The 19509-nt window shown below is 62.7% G+C and carries 20 protein-coding genes and 1 riboswitch; of the genes, 11 read left to right on the plus strand and 9 right to left on the minus strand.

The features are described 5' to 3' along the window. Positions 1-24: 24 nt before the first annotated feature. The 3 genes from dapE to O0879_RS10580 are packed head-to-tail and all read left to right on the plus strand — an operon-like array spanning position 25 to position 4154. Positions 25-1161 (plus strand): succinyl-diaminopimelate desuccinylase, encoded by a 1137-nt coding sequence (gene dapE / locus O0879_RS10570; RefSeq protein WP_289904271.1) that lies wholly within the window; start codon positions 25-27, stop codon positions 1159-1161. A gap of 56 nt (positions 1162-1217) precedes the next feature. Continuing rightward, positions 1218-2108 carry a 50S ribosomal protein L3 N(5)-glutamine methyltransferase gene (prmB, locus tag O0879_RS10575; RefSeq protein ID WP_099667205.1) on the plus strand — a complete coding sequence of 297 codons (891 nt, stop codon included), beginning with the start codon at positions 1218-1220 and terminating at the stop codon, positions 2106-2108. A 48-nt stretch (positions 2109-2156) separates the two neighbouring features. Continuing rightward, the gene (locus tag O0879_RS10580; protein ID WP_289916372.1) at positions 2157-4154 is read left to right on the plus strand and encodes an ATP-binding cassette domain-containing protein; all 1998 of its coding nucleotides are present in this window, start codon (positions 2157-2159) and stop codon (positions 4152-4154) included. A 40-nt stretch (positions 4155-4194) separates the two neighbouring features. Here the strand turns inward: O0879_RS10580 and O0879_RS10585 are convergent, their stop codons facing one another. Continuing rightward, a complete protein-coding gene (locus O0879_RS10585; protein WP_077406904.1) occupies positions 4195-4677 on the minus strand; it encodes a chemotaxis protein CheW in 483 nt (160 codons plus the stop codon). A 196-nt stretch (positions 4678-4873) separates the two neighbouring features. Here O0879_RS10585 and arfB point away from each other — a divergent pair, with 196 nt between their 5' ends. Further along, on the plus strand, positions 4874-5272 hold the full coding sequence (gene arfB / locus O0879_RS10590) for an alternative ribosome rescue aminoacyl-tRNA hydrolase ArfB (protein WP_034779396.1): 399 nt from the start codon (positions 4874-4876) through the stop codon (positions 5270-5272). Here arfB and O0879_RS10595 read toward each other — a convergent pair whose 3' ends face one another. Together O0879_RS10595 and O0879_RS10600 are read right to left on the minus strand one after the other, a co-directional pair. Beyond that, positions 5273-7132 carry a flagellar assembly protein A gene (locus O0879_RS10595; RefSeq protein WP_289916375.1) on the minus strand — a complete coding sequence of 620 codons (1860 nt, stop codon included), beginning with the start codon at positions 7130-7132 and terminating at the stop codon, positions 5273-5275. A gap of 159 nt (positions 7133-7291) precedes the next feature. Continuing rightward, positions 7292-7681 (minus strand): hypothetical protein, encoded by a 390-nt coding sequence (locus tag O0879_RS10600; RefSeq protein ID WP_289916378.1) that lies wholly within the window; start codon positions 7679-7681, stop codon positions 7292-7294. 263 nt (positions 7682-7944) lie between these two features. On the opposite strand from O0879_RS10600, the gene ompR reads away from it, so the two are divergent. Genes ompR through O0879_RS10615 form a run of 3 tightly spaced genes read left to right on the plus strand, consistent with a single transcriptional unit; the run spans position 7945 to position 10161 of the window. Next, positions 7945-8646, plus strand: a complete 702-nt coding sequence (gene ompR, locus O0879_RS10605) for a two-component system response regulator OmpR (protein WP_223278807.1) — start codon at positions 7945-7947, stop codon at positions 8644-8646. A gap of 13 nt (positions 8647-8659) precedes the next feature. Then, a complete protein-coding gene (locus tag O0879_RS10610) occupies positions 8660-10018 on the plus strand; it encodes a sensor histidine kinase (protein ID WP_289916380.1) in 1359 nt (452 codons plus the stop codon). A 20-nt stretch (positions 10019-10038) separates the two neighbouring features. Further along, the gene (locus tag O0879_RS10615) at positions 10039-10161 is read left to right on the plus strand and encodes a hypothetical protein (protein ID WP_354670183.1); all 123 of its coding nucleotides are present in this window, start codon (positions 10039-10041) and stop codon (positions 10159-10161) included. Between the two features lie 38 nt (positions 10162-10199). Here the strand turns inward: O0879_RS10615 and O0879_RS10620 are convergent, their stop codons facing one another. Beyond that, a complete protein-coding gene (locus tag O0879_RS10620; protein ID WP_099667202.1) occupies positions 10200-10679 on the minus strand; it encodes an Imm26 family immunity protein in 480 nt (159 codons plus the stop codon). A 125-nt stretch (positions 10680-10804) separates the two neighbouring features. Further along, the gene (locus O0879_RS10625) at positions 10805-11110 is read right to left on the minus strand and encodes a hypothetical protein (RefSeq protein ID WP_034750230.1); all 306 of its coding nucleotides are present in this window, start codon (positions 11108-11110) and stop codon (positions 10805-10807) included. Positions 11111-11252: 142 nt separating this feature from the next. Between O0879_RS10625 and O0879_RS10630 the strand changes: the two genes are divergently transcribed. Next, entirely contained in the window at positions 11253-12410 is a 1158-nt protein-coding gene (locus O0879_RS10630; RefSeq protein WP_099667201.1) for an iron-containing alcohol dehydrogenase, read from the plus strand. 67 nt (positions 12411-12477) lie between these two features. Beyond that, positions 12478-12575: riboswitch (TPP riboswitch) on the plus strand. Positions 12576-12662: 87 nt separating this feature from the next. Beyond that, the gene (locus O0879_RS10635) at positions 12663-14810 is read left to right on the plus strand and encodes a TonB-dependent siderophore receptor (protein ID WP_289916381.1); all 2148 of its coding nucleotides are present in this window, start codon (positions 12663-12665) and stop codon (positions 14808-14810) included. On the opposite strand, the gene O0879_RS10640 is transcribed toward O0879_RS10635, so the two are convergent. From O0879_RS10640 to O0879_RS10650, 3 genes are all read right to left on the minus strand, one after another. After that, positions 14807-15355: an ATP-binding protein gene (locus O0879_RS10640; RefSeq protein WP_289904825.1), complete on the minus strand. Its 549-nt coding sequence runs from the start codon at positions 15353-15355 to the stop codon at positions 14807-14809. The genes O0879_RS10635 and O0879_RS10640 overlap by 4 nt on opposite strands. Continuing rightward, positions 15355-15966, minus strand: coding sequence for a nicotinamide riboside transporter PnuC (pnuC, locus tag O0879_RS10645; protein WP_099667198.1), 612 nt, complete (start codon positions 15964-15966; stop codon positions 15355-15357). Before pnuC ends, O0879_RS10640 begins: the two co-directional genes overlap by 1 nt. Before the next feature lie 86 nt (positions 15967-16052). After that, complete coding sequence (locus O0879_RS10650; protein ID WP_251351635.1) at positions 16053-16571, minus strand: DUF2867 domain-containing protein; 519 nt, start codon at positions 16569-16571, stop codon at positions 16053-16055. 67 nt (positions 16572-16638) lie between these two features. Here O0879_RS10650 and O0879_RS10655 point away from each other — a divergent pair, with 67 nt between their 5' ends. Further along, positions 16639-17271, plus strand: coding sequence for a TetR/AcrR family transcriptional regulator (locus O0879_RS10655; protein ID WP_289904265.1), 633 nt, complete (start codon positions 16639-16641; stop codon positions 17269-17271). Between the two features lie 64 nt (positions 17272-17335). On the opposite strand, the gene O0879_RS10660 is transcribed toward O0879_RS10655, so the two are convergent. Continuing rightward, positions 17336-18595, minus strand: coding sequence for a hypothetical protein (locus O0879_RS10660; RefSeq protein WP_289916383.1), 1260 nt, complete (start codon positions 18593-18595; stop codon positions 17336-17338). A 180-nt stretch (positions 18596-18775) separates the two neighbouring features. Between O0879_RS10660 and O0879_RS10665 the strand changes: the two genes are divergently transcribed. After that, positions 18776-19390, plus strand: a complete 615-nt coding sequence (locus O0879_RS10665) for a class I SAM-dependent methyltransferase (RefSeq protein WP_289916384.1) — start codon at positions 18776-18778, stop codon at positions 19388-19390. Positions 19391-19509 lie beyond the last annotated feature (119 nt).

The following is a 19509-nucleotide window of genomic DNA, read 5'->3' on the forward strand; positions in this document are numbered from 1 at the left end:
GATGTTGCCGGCACGACCTTACCCATGACCACCTCCAAAACCCTCGCCCTGACCGAAAAACTGATCGCCCTGTCCTCGGTCACGCCCGACGACAAGGGCTGCCAGCAGCACCTGATCGATATCCTCACGCCGCTGGGCTTTGTCTGCGAAACGATACAGTCGAACGACGTCACCAATCTGTGGGCGCGGCGCGGCACGACGTCGCCCGTGTTCGTCTTTGCCGGCCATACGGACGTGGTGCCGACCGGCCCCGTCGAGCAATGGCGTTCGCTGCCCTTCATTCCCACGCACCGCGACGGCAAGCTGTACGGCCGTGGCGCGGCCGACATGAAGACCTCGATCGCCGCCATGGTGATTGCCTGCGAGGAATTTATCGCCGCCACGCCCGAGCACACGGGTTCGATCGCCTTTCTGATCACCAGCGACGAGGAAGGCCCGGCCACGGACGGCACCGTCATCGTGTGCGAGCAGCTGAAGGCGCGGGGCGAGCAGATCGACTATTGCCTGGTGGGCGAGCCGACGTCGAGCGCGCAGCTGGGCGACATGATCAAGAACGGCCGCCGCGGTTCGCTGTCGGGCCGTTTGACGATCAAGGGCGTGCAGGGTCACATTGCCTATCCGCACCTGGCAATGAATCCCATCCACGAAGCGGCGCAGGCGCTGGCCGACCTGGTCGAGGAAAAATGGGATGCGGGCAACGAGTATTACTTGCCCACCTCGTGGCAAATGTCGAATATCAACGCGGGTACGGGCGCGAATAACGTGATTCCGGGCGACATGGTGATCGACTTCAATTTCCGCTTTTCCACGGCCAGCACGGCCGAGGGATTGCAGGAACGGGTGCACGCCATCCTCGACCGGCATGACTTGCAATACGATTTGCAGTGGACCCTGAGCGGCCTGCCCTTCCTCACGCCGCGCGGCACCTTGAGCGATGCGCTGTCGGCCGCCATCCTGGAAGAAACGGGCCTCACGACGGAGCTGTCGACCACGGGCGGCACCTCGGATGGCCGGTTTATCGCGCAAATCTGCCCTCAAGTGATAGAATTCGGGCCGCCCAATGCCAGTATTCACAAGATCGACGAGCACATCGAACTGCGCCACATCGATCCCCTGAAGAATATTTACCGGCGCACCCTGGAGCATTTGCTGCCCGTCTGAACCAGAATACCGAGGCCCGTCACGGCGGGCCAGAACACCGTCTTTTCGAGAATGCCATGACCCCGAACCCGTTTTCCACGCCACGCGACCTGCTGCGCTACGCCGTTACCCGTTTTAATACCGCCAAGCTGTTTTTCGGCCACGGCAGCGCCGAAGCGTTCGACGAAGCGGCCTATCTGATCCTGCACACGTTGAAGTTGCCGCTCGACAAGCTCGAACCGTTCCTCGACGCCAAGCTGCTGCCGTCGGAAGTGGCCAGCGTGATGAGCGTCATCGACCGCCGCAGCATCGACCGCGTGCCGGCCGCCTACATCACCAAGGAAGGCTGGCTGGGCACGTACAACTTCTACGTCGACGAGCGCGTGATCGTGCCCCGCTCCTTCATCGCCGAGCTGATCCCTGAATACTTCTCGCCGTGGGTGGCGGAACCGGAAGCCGTGGAAAACATCCTGGAACTGTGCACCGGTTCGGGCTGCCTGGCTATCATGATGGCCGACGCCTTCCCGAACGCCCAGGTCGACGCCGTGGACATTTCCGCCGACGCGCTGGCCGTGGCCAAGCGCAACGTCGACACGTACAAATTGCAGGACCGCGTCACCCTGATCGAATCGGACCTGTACACGAACGTGCCGGCCAAGAAATATGATTTGATCATCAGCAACCCGCCATACGTGAATTCCGCGTCGATGGGCGCCCTGCCCCAGGAATACCTGGCCGAACCGCAAATCGCCCTCGACGGCGGCAGCGACGGCATGGACCTGGTGCGCAAGATCATCGCCGGCGCGGCCGAGCGCCTGACGGACGACGGCATCCTGATGATTGAAATCGGCAACGAACGCGCATACGCGGAAGCAGCCTTCGGCGAACTGGGCCTGACCTGGCTGACGACGAGCGCCGGCGACGACATGGTCTTCCTGCTGACGGCCGAGCAGCTCAAGCTGGTATAAGCGCTGGCGTCAGCGCGCAGCGCCTTAATTTACAACACAAAGAAAAAAATGATACGTTTCCTACAAGTAAGCCTGATGCGCGGCATCAAACCGTTGCTCGAACAAGTCGATGTCACCCTCAATCCGGGCGACAAGATCGGCCTGATCGGCGCCAATGGCGCGGGCAAATCGAGCCTGTTCGCCATGATGCGTGGCGAATTGCACCCTGACCAGGGCGAGATCGATTTCCCGGCCAAGTGGCGCGTGGCTTACGTGGCGCAGGAAACGCCGCCGCTGGACCGTGCCGCGCTCGACTATGCGATCGATGGCGACGTCACCCTGCGCAAACTGGAAGCGGAACTGGCGCGCCTGGAGTCGGAGCCTGCCACGTCGGAAAACGGTATCGCCATCGGCGAAATCTACAGCGCCATGGCCGATGCCGACGCCTACACCGTGCAATCGCGCGGCGAGCAATTGCTGCTGGGCCTGGGCTTCACCCTGGACCAGATGCAGCAACCTGTGGCCAGTTTCTCCGGCGGCTGGCGCATGCGTCTGAACCTGGCGCAAGCGCTGATGTGCCCGTCCGACCTGCTGCTGCTCGATGAACCGACCAACCACTTGGATCTGGACGCCATCATCTGGCTGGAAGACTGGCTCAAGCGTTACGCCGGCACCTTGCTGATCATTTCCCATGACCGCGACTTCCTCGATGAAGTCGTCAACGTGGTCGTGCATATCGACGAGCGCAAGCTGAAACGCTACTCGGGCAACTATTCGAGCTTCGAGCGCCAACGCGCGGCGCAGATGATCCTGGCCGCCGGCGCGCTGGAAAAGCAGCAGCGCAAGCGCGCCCATCTGGAATCGTTCGTGAACCGCTTCAAGGCGCAAGCGTCCAAGGCCCGCCAGGCGCAAAGCCGCATGAAGGCGCTGGCGAAGATGGAAGAATTGGCGCCATTGCGCGCCGCCGCCGAATTCTCGTTCGAATTCCGCGAGCCGCTGTCGGCTCCGAACCCGCTGCTGGTGATGGAAGACGTCGATGCGGGCTACAAGATCGAGAACGAAGCGACGGGCGAAATCACGCATAAAACCATCGTCAACGGCATCAAGTTTTCGCTGCAGATCGGCCAGCGCATCGGCTTGCTGGGCCAGAATGGCGCCGGCAAATCGACCCTGATCAAGACCATCGCCGGCGAACTGATGCCGCTGACGGGCGACGCCACCATGGGCAAGGGCTTGAACATCGGCTACTTCGCCCAGCACCAGGTGGAAATGCTGCGCCACGACGAATCGCCGCTGTGGCATCTGGCGAAGATCGCCCCGACCGTGCGCGAGCAGGAACTGCGCAACTTCCTCGGCGGCTTCAACTTCCCCGGCAACATGGTCACCGCCTCGATCGCACCGTTCTCGGGCGGCGAAAAAGCCCGTCTGGCGCTGGCCCTGATCGTCTGGCAGCGTCCTAACCTGCTGCTGCTCGATGAACCGACCAACCATCTGGATCTGGAAACGCGCGAAGCGCTGACGGAAGCGCTGGCCCAGTTCGAAGGCACGCTGGTCGTCGTGTCCCATGATCGCCACTTGCTGCGCGCCACCACCGACGAATTCATCATCGTTGCCGACGGCAAGCTGCAACCGTTCGACGGCGACCTGGACGACTACAAGGATTGGCTGTTCAAGACCAAGCTGGGCAAAGGCACGGACGTGCTGCCGGCCGCCGGCAAGGCCAACAAGACGGACTTCCCCGTGACGTCTTCCGTACCTTCGCCGGTAGCTGCCGCCCCTGCCGCGCCCGTGCGCGACAAGCGCAAGGAAGCGGAAGAGCGCCAGAAAACGGCCGCCCAGCGCAAGCCGATCGAAAACAAGATCAAGCGCCAGGAAGAGCAGATCGCCAAGCGCAATGCACAAAAGGCGGAAACCGACGCCAAGCTGGGCGAGCCGACCATCTACGACGCGGCCAACAAGGCCAAGCTGAAGCAATTGCTGGCCGACCAGACCTTCTTCACCAAGGACCTGGCACAGCTGGAAGCGGAATGGCTGGACTTGCAAGATCAACTCGAAAAGCTCGGTTAAGCAAGTAGCGACAAAAGACGACTCCCGGGTCGTCTTTTTTTTATGCCGCCTGCATGGGGCTGGGACTGCGGATCGCCATCAGGCGGTCGATGTCGACGAGGATCAATCGGCGTCCTGCCACCGTGCCCAGGCCCAGCAGGTAATCGGCTTCCGTCTCGCCCAGGCCGGGCACGGCGGCGATGTCGGCGGGCGCCAGGCTGACGATATCGGTGACGCCATCGACCACCATGCCCATCACGCCATTGCTCAGCTGCAGGATGATCACGTCGGTGGCCGGGTCGGGTGCGCCGTGGGCGCTGCCGAACGCGGCGCGCATGTCGACGATGGGAATGATCACGCCGCGCGAGACGGCCACGCTGTGCAGCACTTCCCCTTCCGAGGAAAAACGGTCGAGTTCCTTCAGCGGACGCAATTCCCGCACGCAACGGTAATCGAGACCGTATTCCAGGCCGCCCAGCCGGAAGCTCAAGTACTGCGTCAGGTATTGCGCGGTTGCGGCGCCAGGCGTGGTCGTGGGCTGCATGGTGTTCCTTTCATCCGGTAAGCGCTGCCAGGATGCGCAGTGGCGCAACGTTGGCCCCATGCTAACCAGCATCGCCGCAGGCGGCGTTGAGAAAACTCAACTTTCCCGGAAGGCCAGCCTGACCTCGGCGCCCCGCCTTGCGCCGGCGCAGCCATCTTCCCTTACAATACCGACATTCCCCCCCAACAGGCAGGCCATGCAACACCTCGTCAACCCCGCTGAAGTTGAATTTTCCGCCATCCGCGCCCAGGGCCCGGGCGGGCAAAACGTCAACAAGGTGTCCAGCGCCATCCATTTGCGCTTCCCCATCGCCGCCTCGTCGCTGCCGGAAGCGTACAAGGAACGGCTGCTGGCCCTGCGCGACAGCCGCATCAGCAAGGATGGCGTGCTGGTGCTCAAGGCGCAGCAGTCGCGCAGCCAGGAACAGAACAAGGAAGAGGCGTTGCGGCGCTTGCAGGAAATCATCGACAGCGTGACTTTCCTGCCCGCCGTGCGCCGCGCCACCAAGCCCACGCGCAGCTCGCAGCGGCGGCGCCTCGACAGCAAGAGCACGCACAGCGTCCTCAAGCAATCTCGCGGCAAAGTTATCGACTGATCAGGGCGGTGGCTTGTAAGTCCAGTCCAGGCTGCCCGTGCTGTCCGCGAACACAGGCTGCGTGGCCGGCGTGGCGCTGCGCAGCAAGGCCTTGATTTCTTTCGGCGGCCGGTCGTAGACCTTGGCCGGTCCGGGCGGCACGACGAGGGCGCGCACCGTCGTCTCGCCATCGACGAGGCCCAGGGTGCAGCGCGACTGGCCCGCCGTCGCCTGCCGCTCCTGGCGCAATTGTTCCACCAGCGCCAGCATCTGCGCGTGCAGGATTTCCGACTGTTTCACTTCCACGCGCAGCCGCGCCACCTCTTTCAGCACGGGAGCGATGCGCGCGGCCAGCTTGTCGTACTGCAGCTGCTGCGTTGGCTGCAGCTGCAATTCGCCGCGCCGCAGCTGGCCCGCCAGGGTCAGGTAGTTGCGCACCTCGGGCAATTGCGCGATGGCATCGATTTCCTGCTGGCGCTTGTGCTGCACCTGCAGGAATTGCGCCGCCTTCGCCAGGCTTTCCCCGATCTTTTGCTCCAGCGCGCTCAAGTCGGGCACGAGGGGGAACAGCAGCATTTCCACCTGCCTGCGGGGACCGGCGCTGCCGATGCGGATGGTACGCGCCGCCACGGCGCAGCCTTCGGCCAGTTCGATGACGACCTCGTCGGCGATGATCTCGCAATTGCTGGCGCTGTCGATCACTACGCGCGTGCCGGCGATGACGCAGCTTTCGGCCCGCTTCACGTGCACTTCGCCGCTCAGCGCCTGCAGCACGGAACCGGAAGCGACGCCCTCGACGCGCACGTCGCCGTGCTCGTTGAAGGCCGTGCCGCCCACCAGGTTGCGCTTGAGCCATATCAACCCGCCATGCGAGTGCAGATGGCCATACACGTCGCCATGGATGGTGATGTCGCTGCCGTCGAGCTGGCGCTGCTCCTGCACTTCGCCATACTCCTCGTAGGCGGCGCGCAGCTTCAGATTGCCCGTGGTGCGGCTGCTGACGCCTTCGCGGCTGACGATCTTGTTTTCGATCGACATCTTGCCGTGCTCATCGACATTCACATAGCCATCCATGGTGGCGACGACGAAAGCGCCATCGCTGAAATACTCGACCGACGTGCCTGGCCCCGCCACCGCAGCCAGGTCCAGCTCCAGCGGCGCGGGCGGCGGCAGCGCCTTGCCGGCCAGGTCATAGCCAGGCAAGCCGGGCGTGCCCGGCAGCAGGCGCAGCAGGCGCGCGTGCTTTTTCACTTGCGGGAAGCGGTTCTTGAAGCTGAGCAAATCCAGGCGGCCATCGGAACGTTCGCGCGGCGCGTCGTCGCGGTGGATGCCTTGCGACACTTCGACCAGCTGGGCGTCGCGCCCCGGCTGCGGCGGCAGCACCCGCGCCACCGTGATGCGCTCGGCCTTGCCGCTGGCGAGCATGGCGCGCACGGCCACGCTATCGATGCCGTAGTGCACGCCCTTGCACCACAAGTCAGCCACCAGCTCGTCAAACTCGCGGCGCGCCGGCACCTGGCCATCCGCGTCGGCAGGCAAGGTTTCAAAGTAAAACTCGGCGCTGTCGCCCCGGATCTTGACCTGTTTATACAGGGCGCGGCGCTGGGGCGGGAATGGCGCCACGCGCACGGCGATGCGCAGCAAGGCGTCGCCCTTGGGCGCGGCGCGGGGTGCGGGCGCATGGAACAGGGTCAGCAGGAACAAACCGTAATCTAGGCCCGCCAGCAACTGCCCCGACTGGAACAGCTGGTCGACGGCGGCGCGCAGCTGCGCCGGCGCCAGCGACAGGTCCAGGAACACGCCCTCGTCGCGCTGGACCAGGCCGTGCGGCAAGCCGCCTGCGGGGACCGCATCCGGAACGGGTGTGTCGTCGTCGCTCACGCCTTGCCTCCCCCAGCAGCCATTTCAAAGAATTGCCTCCGTGCACTAGAACAATATCACGGGGCGGGGCCGTGTGCCTGACTGAGCAACAATGCGGGCGGCCAGATGCAAACAGGGCCATGTCTTGCGAGATGGCCCTGTCGGAGGGGGGATGGCTGCCTAGCGGCGCGGCGGGTTGGAATAGATATCCTGGCCCACTTCGTTGATCTGGCGGCGCAGGTCGCGCCGTTCGTCGGGCGTCATGCGGCCCGTGCGGCGCGAGGCGTCGGCACCTTCATTGGCGCGGCGCTGCTCTTCGGCGCGCGTGTCGAAGCTGCGTGCGTCACGCTGTTCGCGCAGTCGCGTATCATTGCTGTTACTGCGCTGTACCTGTTCATACCGCTGGGCCTGCATTTGCTGCTGGTCGTCACGGCGTGGTGGCGGCTGGTTTTGCGCTGACGCCAGGCTGGCGGCAAACACGGAACAAACGGCAAATGCGGACAGCACAGTCGTACGTGCGGCAATAACTGCGCTGGGAGCGGCGTGAATTTTTTTAGTAAAGATATTCATTGAGTTCCTCTTCCGCGATGCCGTATAAACTAAAGCTGATTTCCACTGTGGCCCCAGTGTATGATGCTTTACACGGTGCAGTAAGAGTAATTGGGTAAAGTTTGTAACACTTTGTAATGGGTCGCCACAGCCCCTTGCCGACGCCGCGCGAGGCGTTACTATAGCAACTAATATAAGATAACACGACACCCTAAATGACCACAACCTCCACTTCCGGCAGCAATACAACAACGCAATCGATCCACGGCCACCAGGCAAAAATCATGGTGGTCGATGACGATGTGCGCCTGCGCGACCTGCTGCGGCGCTACCTGACCGAACAGGGCTTCAATGTCTTCACGGCAGAGAGCGCGACGGCCATGAACAAGCTGTGGCTGCGCGAGCGCTACGACTTGCTGGTGCTCGACCTGATGCTGCCCGGCGAAGACGGCCTGTCGATCTGCCGCCGCCTGCGCGGCGCGGGCGACCAGACGCCGATCATCATGCTGACGGCCAAGGGCGAGGACGTGGACCGCATCGTGGGCCTGGAAATGGGTGCCGACGATTACCTGCCGAAACCGTTCAATCCGCGCGAACTGGTGGCCCGCATCGGCGCCGTGCTGCGCCGCAAGGGTCCCGATGAAATCCCGGGCGCGCCGTCGGAAACGCCGCAAACCTTCGAATTCGGCGACTTCGTGCTGGACCTGGGCACGCGCACGCTGAAAAAGAATGGCGAAACGGTGCCGCTGACAACAGGCGAATTTTCTGTGCTGAAAGTGTTTGCCCGCCATGCGCGCCAGCCCCTGTCGCGCGAGAAACTGATGGAACTGGCGCGCGGCCGCGAATACGAAGTCTTCGACCGCAGCCTGGACGTGCAGATTTCGCGCCTGCGCAAGCTGATCGAACCCGATCCGTCGAGCCCGCTGTTCATCCAGACCGTATGGGGCCTCGGTTACGTCTTCATCCCGGACGGACAACCGCGCTGATCGCAGGCGAGGCATGATGAAGCTTGTTCCCGATATCAGCCTGGCGCGGCTGAAAAGCGGCTTGTTCTGGCGCACCTTTTTGCTGCTCGGCACCTTGACCACGGTCAGCATGATCACCTGGATCGGCATGATTTCCGTCATCCAGCGCGAGCCGCAGGCGCAGCAGATTTCCGCCCAGATCATTTCCGTCGTCACCATCACGCATGCGGCACTGACGCACTCGGCGCCCGAGCTGCGGCGCGAACTGCTGTTCGACCTCGTCAGCAATGAAGGCATCCGCATCTTCTCGCTGGAAGAGGACGACCGCATCGAGCCGCCGCCCGACAATTACCTGATGCCCGACATCGAGGCGCTGGTAAAGGCCAAGCTGGGCAAGGACACGCGCTTTTCCGCGCGCGTCAACGGCGTGGCCGGCTTCTGGGTCAGCTTCAAGATCGACGACGACGAGTACTGGCTGATGCTGGACCGCGAGCGCCTGCGCGGCCTGACGGGCTTCCAGTGGCTGGGCTGGGCCAGCCTGGTGTCCGTGCTGTCCGTGCTGGGCGCGGCCATCATTTCCAGCCTGATCAATCTGCCCCTGTCGCGCCTGACGGCGGCCGCGCGCGACATCGCCAAGGGCAAGCAGCCGGCGCCGCTGCCGGAAAAGGGCCCGATCGAAATCATCGAGGCGAACCGCAGCTTCAACCAGATGGTCGACGATTTGAAACAGGTGGAATCGGACCGCGCCGTGATTCTGGCCGGCATTTCGCACGATCTGCGCACGCCGCTGGCGCGCATGCAGCTGGAAGTGGAAATGGCGAACCTGTCGGACGAGGCGCGCGAAGGCATCCAGTCCGATATCGGGCAGATGGACGCCATCATCGGCCAGTTCCTCGACTATGCCAAGCCGACGGAAGCGTCGAGCTTTACCGATGTCGACCTGAGCGGCCTGCTCAGCGACATGACGCGCGAGGCCATGCGCCTGCCGGACGTGAAGATCAACGCCACCATCGCCGAGGGCGCGCATGCGATGGGCAACCCCACCGACCTGCGCCGCGTGCTGAACAACCTGATCGAGAATGCGCGCCGCTATGGCAAGACGCCCGGCAGCGACATGACGGAAATCGACATCGCCTGCCAGGTGCGCACCAGCCACGGTACGAAAAAGGTCATCATCGAGGTGCAGGACCACGGCACGGGCGTGCCGGCGGAAAAGATCGAGCAGCTGATGAAGCCGTTTACCCGCCTCGACACGGCGCGCGGGCAGGCAAATGGCGCCGGGCTGGGCCTGGCCATCGTCGACCGCGTGCTGCTGCGCCATGGCGCCGAATTACAAGTGCGCAACCGCGAAGGCGGTGGCCTCGCGTTTCAGATCAGCTTGCCAGCGGCGTAAGAGACACACGGCGCAGGCAGGTGGACGATAGTCTGGGCCTGGCCATCGTCGACCGCGTGCTGCTGCGCCACGGCGCCGAATTGCAAGTGCGCAACCGCGAAGGCGGCGGCCTCGCGTTTCAGATCAGCTTGCCAGCGGCATAAACGGACGGGAACGGCACAGCTGTGCCGTTCCCTGCCGCTCAGGCGGATGCCTGTTCCTGCGCCAGCAATTTATTCATCAACAATTCCGTTGCCCCATAGCCGTACAGGGAATCGCTTTCCATGCCCGGCGTATCGAAGGGAATCGATTCCTCACGGTTCAGCTTGGCAGGGTCGGCATCCGCATAGCTGGCGCGCCAGGCGCGCTGCAAGGATTCATTGCGGCGGATAAAGGCCGGCATGGGCCAGGCGTCGCGCTCCCAGTGGCGGCTGTCGCCCAGCAGGGGCCAGCGCTCGTTGAGCAGGGCCATGTCGCCCGTGCGCAGGCGGCGCACGGCCTGTTCCGGGCGCAAGCCTTCCAGCTCTTCCAGCGTGGGCAAGCTGTCGCGCTTCGGCCCGAACATATACGCCAGCATGATGCGCCCGGCAGGCGCCCTGCGCGCCACCACGCCGACGGCATAGCCGCCGCCCGGCAAGGGCACGGCAAACCAGCTGCCTTCTCGGTATGGTAATGATCTCATTTCTTGAAGCCCCCTGAAATACACCGGACAGCCGCTGCTATCCGACGTTAAATTTAATTAGGGGCACAGTCTACGCGAAGCGATGCGAAAGTGGCGCATGGTACGCCACAGCAACAAACCAATAGTTACAATATTTTCTCGTCATAGTGATACTGGGCAACAATCGGCCCCGCCTTGAACAGCGCTTCCTTCATGGCCGTGTCCAGGCGCGCGTCGCGGCGGCGCATCCATTCGAGCAGCATGGCCGCTTCCTTGCGGCTGGTGTCGCCCGCATGCGCGAGCACGCGGCGCAGTTCCGGGTCCGTGCACGCCTCGAAGCGCTGGCTGTTCAAGTCCAGCGCCTGCAGTGCGGCGATGGTGGCGCCGATGGCGCGGTGCATGTCGAGCGCGGTGGCCGGCAGGCCGGATTCTTCCAGTGGGACGGTGGTCATGCGCATTCCTTTTCGCGTGGTGGTGACATCGGCTGCATTCTCCACCGCGCGGACGAAAAGCTCAAGCGTCCACGGCACGTTTCCACCCATTCGGCCATAATCATGGCTCAGCAACAGCCTAAACCTCAGCGGCAGGAGCCCCATGTTCAATTTCGACTTTTACAATCCGACGCAAATCCTTTTCGGCCAGGGCCAGATCGCCGCCATCACGGCGCTGATCCCGCCCCAGGCCAGAGTGCTCATGACGTATGGCGGCGGCAGCATCAAGCAGAACGGCGTCTACGATGAAGTCAAGGCGGCGCTGGCCGGCCATACGGTGCTGGAATTTGCCGGCATCGAACCCAATCCCAGCTATGAAACCCTGATGCAGGCCGTGGCCATGGTGAAAAGCGAGCGCATCGATTTCCTGTTGGCCGTCGGCGGCGGTTCCGTGGTCGATGGCACCAAGTTCATCGCCGCGGCCGCCCTGCACGAAGGCGTGGCGTGGGACATCCTGGCGAAAGGCGGCAAGATCGTCGAAGCCGCCCTGCCCTTCGGCACCGTGTTGACCTTGCCGGCCACGGGTTCCGAAATGAATGGCTCGGCCGTGATCACGCGCAAGGCCACGCAAGAAAAGCGCTCGTTCATGAGCCGCAAGGTCTATCCTAAATTCTCCGTGCTGGACCCGTCGAAGACGTTCACCTTGCCGCTGCGCCAGGTGGGCAATGGCGTCGTCGATGCGTTCGCGCATGTGATGGAACAGTATTTGACCTACCCAGTGAACGCGTCCGTGCAAGACCGCTTCGCCGAAGGCATTTTATTGACCCTGATCGAAGAAGGCCCGAAGGCCCTGTCGCACCCGGACGACTACGACGTGCGCGCCAACGTGATGTGGAGCGCCACCCTGGCCTTGAACGGCCTGATCGGCGTGGGCGTGCCGCAGGACTGGTCCACGCACGCCATCGGCCACGAATTGACGGCCTTGTATGAGCTCGATCATGCGCAAACCCTGGCCATCATCCTGCCCAGCATGTTGCGCGTGCGCAAGCAGGCCAAGCGCGCCAAGCTGCTGCAATACGCGGCCCGCGTGTGGGGCCTGGACGGCGGCGACGAGGATGGCCGCATCGAAGCCGCCATCGCGCGCACGGAATTCTTCTTCCGCCACATGGGCGTCAAGACGCGCCTGGCCGACTACGGCCTGAATCACGCCAGCGTGGACGCCGTCGTGTCCGCCCTGGAAGCGCACGGCATGACGGCCCTGGGCGAACAGCGCGAAGTGACGCCCGCCGTCAGCCGCAAGGTGCTGGAACTCAGTCTGTAGATTCGCATCACACTGTTGTAAAACGGTCAGCCGGGTGGGACAGCTGGCCGTGGTTCATGCTAAGCTGTCATTTCGCTAGGGGTCCTGGAGCAGTCATCCGGGTGAGAGATACCCTTCGTACCTGATCTGGATAATGCCAGCGAAGGAAAGCGCAAAGTACCTCCCTCCTTTGATAGCTCCTGCGTTGGCGCCAGCCGAACAAGCAGCCTGCCGTGCTCTTTTTACAGAGACGGCTTGAACCACGAGCAATCTATGTCCACACCGAATTTATCCGTTTCTGTTCTGACCCTGGCCATCCTGCACGCGTTTGCCGCGCCCGCCCTGGCTTCCGACGCAGCCGACCCGCAGGCGCAAAGCATGGCCGAAGTCGTCGTCACGGCCAGCAAGGCGCCGGCCGCCAAGCGCGCCTCCGTGGGCGGCTTCAGTGACGCGCCGCTGCTGCAGACGCCGGCATCCGTCACCGTCATTTCGCAAAAAGACATGCAGGACTTGCAGATCCGCAACCTCAGCGATGCCGTCAAGCTCGACACCAGCATCAACGACGCCTATAACGCCGTCGGCTATGCGGAACAGTTTTCCATCCGCGGTTTCAAGCTCGATAACAATTCCAGCTACCGCAAGGATGGCGTGGCCATTCCTGGCGACACGCAAATCCCGCTGGAAAACAAGGAACGCATCGAAGTGCTGAAGGGCCTGGCCGGCTTGCAGGCAGGCGTGGCCGCGCCGGGCGGCGTGATCGACTTCATCGTCAAGCGCCCCACCGCCGCCCCGCTGCGCACGGTCACCGTGGAAACGCGCGAGCGCGGCACCGTGTACGGCGCCATCGACCTGGGCGGCCGCCTGGAAGACACGCGTTTCGGTTACCGCGTCAACGTGGCGGCCGAGCGCCTGCGCTCCTACATCAAGGGCGCGGACGGCAACCGCAAGTTCATTTCCGGCGCCTTCGACTGGCAGATTTCGCCGCAAGCCCTGCTGCAAATCGATGCCGACTACCAGGACAAGGCGCAGGCGACGGCGCCCGGCTTCCAGCTGCTGAACAATAAAACCTTGCCAACCGGCATCAGCGCCGACGCCATGCTCAACCTGCAGCCGTGGACGCGTCCCGTGGAAACCGTCACCAGCAATCTCGGTCTGCGCTTCCAGTACGCGTTCAGCGACGACTGGCACGCCACCCTGTCGGCCAACCAGCACTCGTTCAAGCGCGACGACTACACGGCCTTCCCTTACGGCTGCAGCGCGCAAGACCTGTACCCCGGCTTCTGCGGCAATGGCGACTTCGACGTGTATGACTACCGCAGCCTGGGCGAGACGAAAAAACCGCTGAGCGCGCAAGCCATGATCCAGGGCAAGTTCGCCACCGGTTCCCTGCGCCATGAATTCACGGCCGGCGTCTCGACCTTCCGCCGCAAGGACCGCGCCGGCCTGTACGTGTACGACTGGGCCGGCGTGAGCAACATCTACCGCCCGCAGATCGTCGACATGTCGACGGGCGTGCAAGGCCCCGTGCGCCTGGTGCGCAAGGACACGGAAAACTCCGTCTTCGTGCAGGACATCGTCAGCCTGGCGCCGGACTGGAAGCTGCATGGCGGCTTGCGCCATATCAATGTCGACGGCTACCAGTATGTACTCAAGGCCGATACGGAAATCCGCGCCAAGCACGATTTCCTGCTGCCCAACGTCTCGCTCGTCTACACCCCGCTCGACAATCTCTCCGTGTATGCGGCCTATTCGCAAGGCATGGAACATGGCGGCACGGCCGACCGCAAGGCGCTCAATGCCAACGTGGAATTGTCGCCCAGCCGCTCGAAGCAGGTCGAAGTCGGCGTGAAGATGGATGTGACGCCGGACTTCATGCTGGCGGCCAGCCTGTTCCAGATCCGCAAGGGCCTGGAATTCAACCAGTACGTCGACAGCACCGCCTATAACTTCGTGCGCGAAGGCCAGGCCCAGCACCGGGGGCTGGAATTGTCGGCCCAGGGCAAGGCATCGTCCAGCCTGAGCCTGGGCGCGTCCGTAACGGCCCTGAACAGCCAGCAGTCAGGCACGGGCAATGCCGACCTCGACGGCAAGCGCGTGCCCAACGTGCCGGCCTTCAAGGCGGCCGTGCATGCGGATTACGCCGTGCAACAGGTGGCGGGCTTGAGCGTGAATGGCAGCTGGGAATATGCGGGCAAGAAAGCGTTTGAGTACAGCAACACGACCTTCGTGCCGTCGTACAACGTGTTCAACCTGGGCGCCGCGTACGCCACGCGCATCGCCGGCACGCGCGCCGTGCTGCGCGCCGCCGTCAACAACGTGGCCGACAAGTTCTACTGGCGCGACGTGACGCCGGAATCGGATGGCTATCTGTATCCGGGCGCCAGCCGGACGTTCAAAGTCTCGGCGCAGTTTGACTTTTAATTGAGGGAAATGGCAGGCGCCGCAGCGAGCGCCTGCTGCAGCAAAGGCGCCGCCTGTTCCAGGCGCGCTTCCAGGCTGTCGCGCAGCACGTGGTAGACGATGCCGCGCGCGTCGAGCTCATCGAGCAGGTAGCGGTAGATCAATTGGCGCACGGCTTCCGACTCGCGCTGCAAGCCATCGGCCACCCAGGGGCTGTCGGGCGCCGTGACCAGGGTCAGATCGTACTGCGTGGCATCAGCCAGCGCCGCCAGTTGCGCATCGGCGCCGTGAAAATAATGGCGGCTGTACACCACCGTCATCAAGGGCGTCGTGTCGCAGAACAGGAAGTGGCGGGCTTGGGCGGCAGCGGCCGCTTCGCGTTCGACTTGCGTACGCGCAATACCATACTGATCCGCCGCGACGGGCACCCTGCCTTGCGTTTCCACAAACTCGCGTAAATACTCGGGCACCCACACCGTGCCATGGCGCTCGGCCAGGGCCGCCGCCAAGGTCGACTTGCCCGACGATTCCGCGCCCAGGATGGCCACGCGCACGCAACGCTCCATCACTTGAGGACCATCGCGCTCGGCGCGGCCGGGGCCGACTTTCGCCACGCCAGCAAGCCGATGACGGCCATCACGACGAAGAACGCGTACAGCACGGCCGTCAGGGTCAGGCCCTTGTGCACATACAGCCACACGTACAGCACGTCGACGATGATCCAGGCGATCCAGTTTTCCAGTTTCTTGCGCGACAGCAGGAATTGTCCCACCAGGCTGCCGGCCGTGAGGAAACCGTCCGCATGGGGCACGTCCGTGTCCGTCGTCGTCAGCAGCCAGGCGATGAGCAGGAAGCCCACCAGCCAGCCGACGGCGCATGCCAGCCAGCCGCGGCCGTCGAGGCGCGTCACGGGCAGGGTCTTGCCGCCGCTGGCCGGATGCAGCCACTGGTACCAGCCCCAGAACGAGACGCTGATGAACAGCAGTTGCAAGGCCATGTCGCCATACAGGCGCGATTCGAAAAACACGAAACCGTAGGCGGCCGAGGAAATGATGGCGAACAGCCACGCCCAGTGATTCTGGCGGATGTTCAGCGCAACGGTTGTCAATGCCAGGACAAAGGAAATCAGTTCAAGCGGCGTGGTGGCAAAACCCAGCAGGAGAAGCGTATCGTTCATGGGAATCGTGATGAGGCTGGTGGTGCAGTATGCAATACCAGCCATGAATAAGCAAGATTGCCCGCACCGCCAGCCCCCTCCCCCGCTCAGGCAAAGCCGCCCTTGACGGCGCGCGCCAGCGAACGCTGCACGATCAGCTTGTGGAAAGGCCGGATCAGCAGGATGTAGGCGCGCCCCACCCGATTATGGCAATGCACGACGCTGGACATGGTCACGCTGCCATGCCGCCCCGCGTCGCGGTTGCGCAGCACCGACAAACGGAAATCCAGGTGGCTGTCATCCTCGCCCACGATGATTTCATCGTCGCTGACGGCAAAGATGCGGAAGATGCCGATGCGCTTGCCAGGCCTGGCTTCCATCTGCCTGGCCGTCCGGATGCCGAAGCGCGCCACGATGGCGTCGCGCACCACCATCAGCTTGCGCGCCCAGCCCGGCTGGCTGCCCAGCAGCACGCGCGCCAGACTTTCCATGTCCATCTGGCGCGCCTGCGCAGTCGGCAGCTCGACGGCATACGCGTCGGCCAGGTGGCTGCCCGGGTACAAGGGGGCGATGCTGGCGCCCGGCGGCAAGGCCACGGCGCGTACCGCATTGTTCATCTCTTGCATGTGCTCTCCATGTGTTCAGTGATAACATGGCCATCATACACGACAATGTGAACAGCGATAACATAACATGAGCACGAACAGCAATTATCACCATGGCAACCTGCGCGACACCCTGGTCGCCGCCACCATCGCGCAACTGGCGCAGCAGCACGACGCCGCCCTTTCCCTGCGCGAACTGGCGCGCACGGTGGGCGTGTCGATCGCCGCCGTGTACCGCCACTTCCCCAGCAAGGAAGCCTTGCTGGCCGACGTGGCGGCGGCCGGCTTCGCCAGCCTGATCGCCAAATGGGAAGCCGAACTGCCGCCGCAGGGCAGCCTGCCTTCCGAACAGCGGTTTCAGCTGCTGGGCCAGCAATACATCGAATTCGCCCTGGCCGCGCCGGCCCACTACCGGCTGATGTTCGAACACCAGGACGTGCGCCAGTTCCCCGCCTTGCAGGACGCGGCGCAGGCGTGCTTCCAGTACGTGCTGCAGACGGCCGGCGCGGCCGTGCGCGAAGCGGGCCTCGATGCGCGCTGGGACAAGGCCGCCGCCAGCGCCGGCTGGTCGCTGGGCCACGGCTACGTGATGCTGCTGCTGAGCGGCCGCCTGGCCATGGCGGACGGCGGCGACGAGCTGTCGCCGGCCATGGTGCCGCGCTTTTTTCAGTTGCCCGTGGAGGCATTCATGCAGGCAAAGAATAAAATCGGACAGGAATAATATTTCAAGGCCCGCCTCTTCAAGCTGCGTCGCTGTCATCGACGCAGCAGGCAAAAGGCCGACGCTAACACTGCAGCGTTTTCCCTCCTACAATCATCCTCTTACCTTGAGTCAGGGCAACAAAGTCATTGATGAAGCTACGCAGCGAATTTTCAAAAATACCGCTATGTCCAATCACCAGATTGTTATCCGTGTAGGCGACAATGAAGGGATTGTAGGGACGGTGTGGTTCTATCGGCCGGAAATCAACATTTCCATATTTCTTTTCGGCAGACAGGTCGCGCTGCGCGACCTTGCATGGACTATGCTCATATTCGGCCGGATCGAAATTTTGCTCGACAACTGGCTCGTCCAACTTCACGCTCATTACGTGGGTTCGCTGCGGGCCATATTCGCCAAGCGCCTTGCCCCACAACGGCCACCTGTCATCGTCAGGCTTGCCATTGATGGTCGAGCCGAGTGCGCGGCCGATGGGAAACGCCCACTTGCGAGCCCAATCGCCCTGGGATGAAATCACCAACATGACTGGCGCCTGCGCTTTGTCATAGCTGCGGCGCGATGCCATCTGGTGGATATTTTCATACTGTGCCGCTTCAAGTGCAGGATTGACCAGCACGGTCAAATCGCCAAAACCTTGCAATGGCCCGGCCTTGTCAGCCGCCAGTTCTTTTTCGATTGTTTCAGCGACGGCTTTGAAGACGACCTGCCCACCAAAGCTGTGCCCAAACGCAAGCAACCCCATGAAAGGCGTGTTTTCCGACTCGCGCCGGGCTTCGCCGCGGTCGCGATAAAGGCCATTGAGCGCGAGCAGAAAGTGATGCAAGTCGCCTTGCCCCACCCGTTCTGCCGCCCGTTTACGGCCCCAGAAAGTGCAGAAACTGAGCGGCATCGGTAGCGAGCGACCGCGCCAGCCGACATACACGCCGATGACATTCACGTCCCCGCTGCTGGTCAGATTCATCCGCGAACGCGTATAGGGTCCGGCGACGCCAAGCGGTGCATCATTCAGGACAGCCCTGGTCTTGGCAAGCGAACGAGAAAAATCAAATGCATTGGTATCATCGGGATCGGCATTGTGATGCCAGCCATGGACGAAAACTACTACAATGGTATTCTTGCTCTTCGCTGAATACCGAATAACGTCAAGTGCGCGCTCGGCCCCCTCCTTGTCCCAGAATCGTCCATCATCGTCGACCTGGATGACAAAATCATTCGGCTCATGGAATAGGCCATTATCCTGCTGTATGGATTTACTGCGATAGGCGAACGAGGGTATCAATGATCTCAACGCAACGGCTGAAAAAACCTTGCTGGACTGTGTCATGAGATGACTCTCCATGGATACTTTAATTGAACTTATATACGCAATAATATACGCAATATTCACCCATTATTAATAAATAAACAATAGGCAATTTCATTCAATGAACATGGCGTCGTCAATCGCCCATCCACGTGCGACTTTGCGCCACGGCTGTCGTCCCGCCTGAAAATGCACGCTCCCATGCATCCATCTACCATCCCTGGCACCGAGGGCTATGCGGAAAATGCCGGGCAGCTCATTGCCCGGTACGCAAGCGTCAACTTCCCGGATAAATATCGGCCCGTCAGTCATCTCTTGCCGACGCGATCAGGCGCCGTGCTCGATATCGGCGCCGGGACTGGCGGCGACGCGGCGTGGCTGGCAAGCCTGGGGCACACGGTGACAGCCGTTGAGCCCGTTGCCGCCTTCCGCGAAGCGGGCATGAAGGCGCAGGTCGTGGCCAACCTTGAATGGGTGGACGATAGCCTGCCTGCGCTGTCGGCGATCGGCGCGCGCCAAAGCAGGTATGACCTGATTGTCGTCGCGGCCGTCTGGATGCATCTGGCAGCGGAAGAAAGGATGGCGGCAATGGGCAATATCAGCACCTTGCTCAAGCCCGGCGCAATGCTCATCATGTCCCTGAGACATGGCCCGGCCCCTGAAGGGCGGCGCGTCTTTGATGTCCCTGCCAGTGAAACGGCAGACCTCGCGATGCAACATCAGCTCAAGGTGATGTTGCATACGCAGGCGCCATCCGTGCAGCCGCAGAATCGCCTGGCGGGGGTAAGCTGGTCCTGGCTTGTCTTTGAGAAATGATTCAAGCTGAACCAGCGTGCGCCAGGACGTTGACACGGCCGCATTCAGCCGAGGCTGGCCATTATTTTGAAACACCCTTCATTTATGCATGACATATCGATAGACACGCTCTCCGTGAT

The organism is Janthinobacterium sp. SUN120 (assembly GCF_030397735.1).
Lineage (GTDB): Bacteria > Pseudomonadota > Gammaproteobacteria > Burkholderiales > Burkholderiaceae_D > Janthinobacterium > Janthinobacterium kumbetense.